Source organism: Stenotrophomonas sp. STEN008, from assembly GCF_056760435.1.
The window spans coordinates 47934-57405 of record NZ_JBRRET010000026.1 but is presented as its reverse complement, the minus strand read 5'-3'; the positions used below and the strand labels follow the sequence as shown (position 1 = coordinate 57405).

The 9472-nt window shown below is 68.4% G+C and carries 5 protein-coding genes; 3 read left to right on the top strand and 2 right to left on the bottom strand.

Features of this window, described 5'->3' with window-relative positions:
• Positions 1 to 239: 239 nt before the first annotated feature.
• Positions 240 to 788: a Dps family protein gene (locus tag ACVOME_RS13075; protein ID WP_053518946.1), complete on the bottom strand. Its 549-nt coding sequence runs from the start codon at positions 786 to 788 to the stop codon at positions 240 to 242.
• Between the two features lie 87 nt (positions 789 to 875).
• Here ACVOME_RS13075 and hrpA point away from each other — a divergent pair, with 87 nt between their 5' ends.
• A complete protein-coding gene (gene hrpA, locus ACVOME_RS13070; RefSeq protein WP_481505166.1) occupies positions 876 to 4958 on the top strand; it encodes an ATP-dependent RNA helicase HrpA in 4083 nt (1360 codons plus the stop codon).
• A gap of 46 nt (positions 4959 to 5004) precedes the next feature.
• Here the strand turns inward: hrpA and ACVOME_RS13065 are convergent, their stop codons facing one another.
• Positions 5005 to 5541 (bottom strand): hypothetical protein, encoded by a 537-nt coding sequence (locus tag ACVOME_RS13065; protein WP_065174777.1) that lies wholly within the window; start codon positions 5539 to 5541, stop codon positions 5005 to 5007.
• A 129-nt stretch (positions 5542 to 5670) separates the two neighbouring features.
• Between ACVOME_RS13065 and ACVOME_RS13060 the strand changes: the two genes are divergently transcribed.
• A complete protein-coding gene (locus ACVOME_RS13060) occupies positions 5671 to 7827 on the top strand; it encodes a bifunctional (p)ppGpp synthetase/guanosine-3',5'-bis(diphosphate) 3'-pyrophosphohydrolase (RefSeq protein ID WP_053518941.1) in 2157 nt (718 codons plus the stop codon).
• A gap of 30 nt (positions 7828 to 7857) precedes the next feature.
• Positions 7858 to 9429, top strand: coding sequence for an ATP-binding protein (locus ACVOME_RS13055; RefSeq protein WP_481505165.1), 1572 nt, complete (start codon positions 7858 to 7860; stop codon positions 9427 to 9429).
• The last annotated feature ends 43 nt before the right edge of the window (positions 9430 to 9472 follow it).

Genomic DNA, 9472 nt, shown 5'->3' with positions numbered 1-9472 from the left:
TCTGACCCCAAGCGCATTTCCGACAGATCGTGGAAAACTGTCGAAGGCGGGGTGGGTCCGGTTGCGGGGGCGTGAGCGCCAAGGATGGCGCGACCGAGCCTACAGGGACGTACTTGCGGCGTCCCCCGCAACCGGACCCACCCCGCCAACCCACAGGAAACCCGCTTTTGCTCCGGCCGTTGCCGTTGCAGTTGCCTCTGCGGGTGCAGGGCGCAGCCCTGCCGAACACCCCCCAACCCTTACTGGAGCAGGGAGCGCAGCATCCACGCATACTTCTCGTGGGTCTGCAGGCGCTGGGTCATCAGATCCTCGGTCGGGGCATCATCGCCCTTGGCCGCCACCTCCAGCACTTCACGCGCCGTACGGCAGACCGCTTCGTTGGCGACCACCAACTGGCGTACCATTTCCCGCCAGTCCGCACTGTCGGTCAGGCCTGGCTCCTCGGCGATCGAGGTCAGCGCAGCGAACTCCCGGTAGGAGCCCGGGGCATTGAAGCCCAGCGCGCGGATGCGCTCGGCCACATCGTCCAGGGCCGCCCATTGCTCGGTGTACTGTGTTTCAAACATGGTGTGCAGCGAGTTGAACATCGACCCGGTCACGTTCCAGTGGAAGTTGTGCGTCTTCAGGTAGAGCGTGAACGCGTCAGCCTGGAAGCGCGACAGACCGTCGGCGATCTTCTTGCGGTCGCCCTGGGTGATCCCGATATCGATATTGGGGGCCGACGGCGCCGCAGCGGCAAGCTTCTGCTTGCCGGTCTTGGCCTTGGTCGGGCTCTTGGTCTTCGCCATGGGGTTCCTCCTTTGTGGAATCGTTGGTCTTCACAATAAATCAGTCTTGACGACTGTTTGCTTTCAAAGTTTTAAACGAACCGATTGATGAACGCTATCGACAAAATGCCGCAGTCCCGCCTGCGCCAACAGCGCGCCGCCATCGACGGCGCAATGAGCCGCGACCGGGGCCGTTTGCTGGGGATGCTCTCGCGTTGCCAGGCCAAGCCACAGGATGCGGCACTGGCTGCTACCTTCGAGCAGGCCTTGCAGGCGTCGGTGCAGCGCCGGCAGAAACGGGCGCAGCAGCAACCAGCCATTACTCTGGACCCCCAGCTGCCGATTGCGCGTGAAGCCGATGCCATCATCGCGCTGATCCGGGATCACCAGGTGGTGGTGATCGCGGGCGAAACGGGCTCGGGCAAGACCACCCAGCTGCCCAAGCTGTGCCTGGCCGCCGGCCGTGGCCAGGCCGGCATGATCGGTTGCACCCAGCCGCGCCGGATCGCCGCACGCGCGGTGGCCAGCCGCGTGGCACAGGAGCTGCACAGTGAGCTGGGCCAGCTGGTCGGCTACCAGGTGCGCTTCAACGACAAGGTCAGCGAGGACAGCCGCATCAAGTTCATGACCGACGGCATCCTGCTGGCGGAGATCGCCAGCGACCGCTGGCTGTCGAACTACGACACGATCATCGTCGATGAAGCGCATGAACGCAGCCTCAACATCGACTTCCTGCTCGGCTATCTGAAGCAGCTGCTGCGCAAGCGGCCGGACCTGAAACTGATCGTCACCTCGGCCACCATCGACACCGACCGTTTCGCCCAGCATTTCGACGACGCGCCGGTGATCAGCGTAGAGGGCCGTACCTATCCGGTCGAGGTGCGCTACCGCGCGCTGGAAGGCGAGGGCGAGCAGGAGGGCGAACGCACCGTCAACGATGCGATCGTGTCGGCGATCGACGAGATCACGCGCCTGGACGCGCGGGGCGATGTGCTGATCTTCCTGCCGGGTGAACGTGAGATCCGCGACGCCCACCAGTCGCTGGAGCGACGCCGGTACCGCAATACCGAGGTGCTGCCGTTGTATGCACGGCTGTCCAACCAGGACCAGGACCGGGTGTTCAACCCCGGGCCGAGCCGGCGCATCGTGTTGGCCACCAACGTGGCCGAGACCTCGCTGACGGTGCCGCGTATCCGTTATGTGGTCGATCCGGGCTTCGCCCGCGTCAAGCGTTACAGCCCGCGCAACAAGCTTGACCGCTTGCACATCGAGCCGATCTCGCAGGCCAGCGCCAACCAGCGCAAGGGCCGCTGCGGCCGTATCGCCGAGGGCATCTGCTACCGCCTGTATGCGGAGGCCGATTTCCAGGCCCGGCCGGAGTTCACCGATCCGGAAATCCGCCGCTCCAGCCTGGCCGGGGTGATCCTGCGCATGCTGCAGTTGGGTCTGGGCCGCATCGAGGATTTTCCTTTCCTGGAAGCACCGGACGAACGTGCGGTGGCCGATGGCTGGCAGCAGCTGACCGAGCTGGGCGCGATCGACAGCGAGCGGCGCATGACCGCGATCGGCAAGCAGATGGCGCGCCTGCCGGTGGATGTGAAGCTGGCACGCATGCTGGTGGCGGCACAGGCGGCCGGCTGCCTGCGGCCGATGCTGGTGATCGCCTCGTTCCTGGGCATCCAGGACCCGCGCGAGCGACCGGCCGAGGCACGGGGGGCCGCCGACACCGCGCATGCCCAGTTCGCCGACGGCCGCTCCGAGTTCGTCGGCGTGCTGCGCCTGTGGGATGCCTACCGGCAGGCCCATGAAGACCTGACCCAGTCCAAGCTGCGCGACTGGTGCGGGCGGCATTTCCTTGGATTCCTGCGTATGCGCGAGTGGCGCGAGCTGCATCGCCAACTACGCCTGCTGTGCGAGGAGCTGGGCTGGAAGGAAGAGCCCGTGGAAGCATCGATGGCACCGTTGCTGGCGGGCAGCAGTGCGCCGGCGGCCGCACGTGATGACGCGGCAGCGGTGAAAGCCACGCGGGGCCAGCTGCACCGCGCTGCCCGCCTGGCCCGCGAGGGCAAGGCAGAGGCTCTGCCGGCGCCGGTGGCGGCGCGGGCGCAGAAAGAGCAGGCGCCTGCCGGCGGCGGCTTCAGTGAACGCGTGCGGGCTTCGGCCTATCAGACGCTGCATCGTGCACTGGTGGCGGGCCTGCCTACGCAGATCGGCCATCGCACCGAGAAGGGGGATTTCCTCGCGCCGCGCCAGCGCCGCTTCCTGCCGTTCCCCGGTTCCGTGCTGTCCAAGCGGCCACCCCCCTGGTTGCTGGTGGCCAACCTGCTCGACACGCAGAAGGTGTGGGGCATGACCCTGGCGGCGATCGAGCCGGACTGGGTGATTGCCGAGCTGCCGCACCTGCTTCTGCGCAAGCACTTCGACCCGCATTGGTCGCGTGCGCAGGGCCAGGTGCTGGCATCGGAACAGATCAGCCTGTTCGGTCTGGTGCTGGCGCCGAAGAAGCCGGTGCATTACGGACGCATCGCACCCGGCGAGGCGCACGACATCTTCGTGCGGCAGGCGCTGGTGACCGGCGAGATCAACACCCGCGCCAGTTTCGTGGCAGACAACCAGAAGGTGCTGGAGGTGGCGCGCGAGGAAGAAGCGAAGCTGCGCCGGGCTGGCATCGTTGCCGATGAAAACTGGCAGGCGCGCTGGTATCTGGACCGGGTTCCCCCCCACATCCATTCGGCATCCGGCCTGGACGCGTGGTGGAAGGAACTGCCGCCCGCACAGCGCAAGGGGCTGCACTGGACGCTGGCGGACCTGCTGCCGGGCGAAGGCAGCGAACAGGAGCGTTATCCGAAGTATCTGCCGCTGGGCCAGGCAAGGCTGCCGCTGCACTACCGTTTCGAGCCGGGTGCCGAAGATGATGGTGTCACCCTGGAGGTGCCGCTGCACCTGCTCAACGCGCTCGATCCAGTGCAGTTGGGCTGGCTGGCGCCAGGCTTCGTCGCCGACAAGGCGGCAGCGCTGATCCGCAGCCTGCCCAAGGCGATGCGCCGCAATTATGTGCCGGCCCCGGATTTCGGCCGTGCGTTCCATGAGGCGTTCCCCAATGCCAGTGCCGATGCGATCACCGGCGAACTGGCACGCTTCCTGTCGCGCGCAACCGGCGCCCCGGTCGCGGCGACTGATTTCGAGCCGGATTCCATCGAGCCGCATCTGCACATGAATCTGCGACTGCGCGACGAGCAGGGCAAGGTGCTGGCCACCTCACGCGACCTCGACGCGTTGCGGGCGCGATTCGGCGGCCGAGCCGGTGATGCCTTTGCCGCGCGTGCCGGTCGCGAGATGGCGGCCGATGGGCTGCGCACCTTCCCGGCTGCGCCGATTCCACTGCAGGTACCCGGTGAGGCGGGCGTGCCCGCCTATCCAGCGCTGCTGGACGAGGGTGACAGTGTGGCCCTGCGCATCTTCGCCGACCGCCAGCAGGCCGAGGAGGCCCACCCACTGGGCGTGCGCCGCCTACTGGAGATCGCGCTGGCCGACAAGGTCAAGCAGGCCCGCAAGCAGCTGCCGGTCGGTGCCAAGACGGGCCTGTTGTATGCGGCGATCGAATCGCAGGAGCGCCTGCGAGGCGATCTGGTGGATGCGGCGATGAACGCCGTGCTGGCCGAAGGACTGGAAGACATTCGCGATGCGGCGGCCTTCGAACAGCGCCGCGAGCATGCAGCCAAGGCCCTGTTTGGCGAGGCGATGTCGCGGCTGAAGCTGGCCGAGACCATCCTGGCGCTGGTGGCGGAACTGAAGCCGATGCTGGAAGCGCCGTTGATGGGCTGGGCACGGGGCAACCTGGACGACATGGAAGCGCAGCTGGCGGGACTGATCCACCCCGGCTTCCTGCGCGACACACCGGCTGATGCGCTGGCCCAGTATCCCCGTTACCTGAAGGCGATGATCCTTCGCACCGAACGTGCCAAGCGTGACCCGCCACGTGACCAGGCGCGCATGCTGGAACTGCATCCGTTCCTGGAGGCGCTGGCTGCCGGTGAACAGCAGGGCCTGCGCGAGCGGCCACAGTGGCAGGCGCTGCGCTGGGATCTGGAGGAGCTGCGGGTTTCGCTGTTCGCCCAGGAACTGGGGGCGCGCACCGGCATCTCGGCCAAGAAGCTGGCACAGCGGGTGGCGGCACTGCGCCAGGCATGAAGCGTGCAGCCGGGCAGTGCCCGGCTGCATTCGGACGGGTTGCGCGTTACTTGGTGCGACGGACCTTGGGCTGGGTATTGACGCCCTCGACCTTCAGGTACCACACACCCATCACGCCCGGGGTGATGCTGACCTTGGGCGATTGCCTGCGGACACCGGAAATTGACGTCGTGTCGGTCTGTTCCCATTGCTGGCCGTTGTCCAGCGAATAGACGCGGCCCTTGCCGAAGCCGCGGAACTCGCCCTGCAGCACACCGGTGATCGGCTCATTGCTGCCGAAGTCGAAGAAGCCACGGTTCTTGCGGATCACTTCCTGTCGCCCCTCCTCGCGCGCTTCCTCGCGCACGGCGGCGACCGCCTCGGTGGCAGCGGCTTCGACCTTGCCCTGCAGCCAGCGGTTGAGCGAGGCCAGTTCGGCGGCGCTGAGCTTGTCCAGGCCGGCGGCCTTGAACTCGGCCGGTGACATCTGCTGCTGCAGATCGCCCTCCACCACGCGCTGCGCCAGGGCGGGCGCGGACAGGGACAACAGCACGGCGGCACAGGCCAGCAGCCGTGGACGGGCGCGCAGGACAATGGAAGGCATGACAGGTCTCTCCGGGGTTTGCCCGCGAGTGTAGCGGCATGTGCTCATGCCCGGCGATGCAGCGGTGGCGATTGTCCCTGAACGGTGCCGGCGCTAGTGTAGGGGCCTCTGTCTTGCCTGCTCGATGCTGTGAACCGCGCTTCCGTCCCCGGCCTGGATGCCTTGTTGAACCGTCCCTCGGCAGCGGTGCTGCCCGCTCCGCTGCGCCAGGCCCTGCGCGAGTACTGGGAAGCTGCCGGGACTGACACGCAGATGCGCGCCAGCTGGTCGGTGCTGGGCGACACCCTCGATGCCCTGTCAATGCTCTCGGCGGACGAAGGCGCGGTGGTCGCGGCCCTGCTGTTCGACCTGCCCGGCCTGCGCGCCCACCTGGAGCAGTTGCCGCTTGGCAGCCACCGGGCGGCGGTGATCGGCCTGCTCGACGGCCAGGACGCAGCCGACCCGGTATGGGCGCTGCACGCCGGTCGCGAGGCCGGACGCAACAGTGAGGGCCTGCGCCGGCTGCTGTTGGCGATCATCCGCGACCTGCGGGTGGTGCCGATCCTGCTGGCGCGGCAGCTGGCGCGCATGCGCGCGGCCGACAGGCTGGAGGAGGAGCAGCGCCGCGCGCTGGCCCAGCTGACCCGCGACATCCATGCCCCGCTGGCCAACCGCCTGGGCATCTGGCAGCTGAAGTGGGAGCTGGAAGACCTGGCGTTCCGCCATCTGGAGCCGGACACCTACCGACGCATCGCCCGCGAGGTGGATGAAACGCGCATCGCCCGCGAGCGTTACGTCGAGAACGTCAAGAAGGTGCTCTCGCGCGAACTGTCGGCCCAGGGCATCAAGGCCGAGGTCAGCGGGCGGCCGAAGCACATCTACAGCATCTGGCGGAAGATGCAGAAGAAGCGGCTGGCGTTCGACCAGCTGTATGACATCCGTGCGGTGCGGGTGATGGTCGACGACGTTGCGGCCTGCTACGCCGTGCTGGGCGTGGTGCACGCGCTGTGGGCGCCGGTGCCGAGCGAGTTCGATGATTACATCGCCCGACCCAAGGCCAACGACTACCGTTCGCTGCACACCGCCGTCGTCGGCCCGGAAGGGCGCACAATCGAAGTGCAGATCCGCACCCACGAGATGCATGCGCAGGCCGAACTGGGCGTGGCTGCGCACTGGAAGTACAAGGAAGGTGGCAAGGGCGCCGAAAAGTCCTTCGACCGCAAGATCACCTGGATGCGCCAGCTGCTGGAGCAGGCGCAGGACGGGCAGGGCAATGAACTGGCCGGGGCACTGGATGCGGAGCTCACCGAAGACCGCGTCTATGCGCTGAGCCCGAAGGACGAAGTGCTGGATCTGCCGCAGGGGGCCACGCCACTGGACTTCGCCTACCAGGTGCACACCATGGTGGGACACCGCTGCCGCGGCGCCAAGGTGAACGGCCGCATCGTGCCGTTGACCTACCGCCTGCGCAGCGGCGACCGGGTGGAGATCCTTACCGGCAAGGAGGCCGATCCGCGCCGCGACTGGCTGATACCGGCCAACGGCTTCCTGGCCAGCAACCGCTCGCGCGAGAAGGTACGCAGCTGGTTCCACAAGCTTGACCGCGCGCGCAACGTGCAGGCCGGCCGCGAACTGCTGGAGCGCGAGCTCAAGCGGCTCGGGCTGCAGCATTCGGATCTGGCGGCCGCGGCGAAGAAGTTCCATGCCGACAGCGTCGACGACCTGTACATCCAGGTCGCGCTGGGCGATACCGGCCCCAACCAGATCAGCCGCGCGCTGCTGGAGGCCGAACGTGCGGCCAGCCAGCCAGCGCCGCCGCCGACCCTGCCACGCCCGACCGCACGGCGCGAGAACCTGGGCAAGTCCAAGTTCACCGTGCAGGGCGTGGGCAACCTGCTGGTGCAGCTGGCACGCTGCTGCCAGCCGGTGGCGGGCGAACCCATCGTCGGCTACCTGACCCGTAGCCGGGGTGTCACGGTGCATCGCGCAGACTGTGCAGCGCTGGCCCGCCTTGCCGCGGCCAGCCCGCAACGCATCCTGCCGGTGGAATGGGGGCAGGCGGGCGGCGGTTACGAAGTGGACGTGGTGGTCGATGCGGTCGATCGCCGCTGGCTGCTGAAGGACATCACCAACCTGATCGCCCAGGAAGACGCCTACGTGCTCGACATCCACAGCGACAACGTGCGCAACAGCGGCCGCGCCCACCTGCGCCTGCGGCTGAAGGTGAGCGATTACGGACAGCTGTCGACGCTGCTGGGCAAGCTCGATGCCTTGCCCGGTGTCAGCGAGGCACGTCGCCTCGGCTGAGCTTCACGCCACGCCGGCTACCCTGCACGCATGGAACGCGAGCCTCCGCATCGCCCTCACGGCGCCGAACATCCTGCGCTGGACCGCGTCCGCCGTGAAGGCCGTTGGTGGTGGCTGCAGGCGCGGCATGCGCGCCGGGTCTGGCGCTGGGCGCTGGTGGCGGCGATGGCGGTGTTCGTGCTGCTGGTGCTGCTGCGCAAGCCGCTGGCGGACTGGTTCTGGGACGAACCGCAGATCGAACAGCTGCTGGCCGAAGGTGATCGTGCGCTGGCGGCGGGACGGCTGAGCGCCATCGATGGCAGTGGTGCGCGCGAGCGCTACCAGGCCGCGCTTGCGCTCGACGGCGATCGCCCGCAGGCGCGCGAGGGCCTGGCACGGACCGGTGCCGCTGCGTTGCAGCAGGCGCGCGACCGGCTGCAGGCCGGGGATCTGGACGCCAGTGCGCAGGCCTTGGCGCTGGCACGCGAGCTGCAGGTGCCGCAGAGCCAGACCGATGCGCTGGCGCGCCAGCTGCAGGCACGTCGCACGGCCGGGGCAGGGATTGGCGCGATGCTTGCGCAGGCGCGCAACGCACTCGCCGCCGGGCGCCTGGATGACGGCGACAGCAGCGCCCTGCCGATGTTCCAGCGCATTCTGGCCCTGCAGCCGGACAACCTATCGGCGCTGGAAGGTCGCGAGGATGCACTGAGTGACCTGCTGCAGCAGGCGCGTGCCCTGGCCGCGCGAGGTGATCTGGCCGACGCGGCCGCGGTGGTGCAGCGGGCACGTCAGTTCGATGCCGGGCACGCCGACCTGCCGGCCAGCCAGGAAGCATTGGCGCAGGCGATGGATCAGCGATTGCGGCAGGCGCAGCGTGCGTTGAAACGACAGCAGCTGGAAGCGGCGGCGGCGGGCTTCCAGGCGGTCCTGGCGGTGGCGGCCGACGATCCCAGTGCCCAGCGCGGCCGGGAGCAGACACTGCAGGCGGTCCTCGCACGCAGCCAGAAGCGGGCCGATGACTTCCAGTTCGAGGCGGCACAGCGCGATGCCGCATTGGCAGCGTCGCTGGGTGCCTCGGCAGCGGCTAGGCAGCAGCTCGAGCAGCGCCTGCAGCGTGCACGGCAGGCGCAGCAGGCCCTGCAGCAGCCGTCGATCAGCAACAGCCAGCGTGAGCGACAGCTGCGTGATCACCTGCGCCAGGTCGAACGCGCCGAGCGTGCAGGGCAATGGATCAGTCCGCCCGGGCACAGTGCCTTCGATGCGCTGCGCGAAGCGCAGTCGCTGGCCCCACGGGACACCCGCGTGAAAGCGGCTGCCACGCGGCTGCTGCCGGCCAGCCGCCAGTGCTTCGACGACAACCTGCGCCAGAACCGGGTGCAGGCCGCCGGCGCCTGTCTGCAGGCGTGGCAGACGCTGGCGCCGACCGACGCCGGGTTGCCGACCGCACGGCTGCGCCTGGCCCAGCGCTGGCTGGCGATCGGCAGCGAACGGCTCGGCAGCGGCGATCTGGCATTTGCCGCGCATGCCGCCGAGCAGGCGCGGCGGCTGCAACCGGACCTGGCCGAACTGCCGCCATTCGAGGAACGGCTGCGGCGCGCAGGTGGCGAGCCGCAGCCGCGCTGATGCGACGACCATTCGTGCCGGGGGTGCCAGTCGGGTATAGTCC

Coding starts and splice junctions, on each gene's coding strand:
- ACVOME_RS13075 (WP_053518946.1), bottom strand. CDS start 788: ATGGCGAAGACCAAGAGCCCGACCAAGGCCAAGACCGGCAAGCAGAAG.
- hrpA (WP_481505166.1), top strand. CDS start 876: ATGAACGCTATCGACAAAATGCCGCAGTCCCGCCTGCGCCAACAGCGC.
- ACVOME_RS13065 (WP_065174777.1), bottom strand. CDS start 5,541: ATGCCTTCCATTGTCCTGCGCGCCCGTCCACGGCTGCTGGCCTGTGCC.
- ACVOME_RS13055 (WP_481505165.1), top strand. CDS start 7,858: ATGGAACGCGAGCCTCCGCATCGCCCTCACGGCGCCGAACATCCTGCG.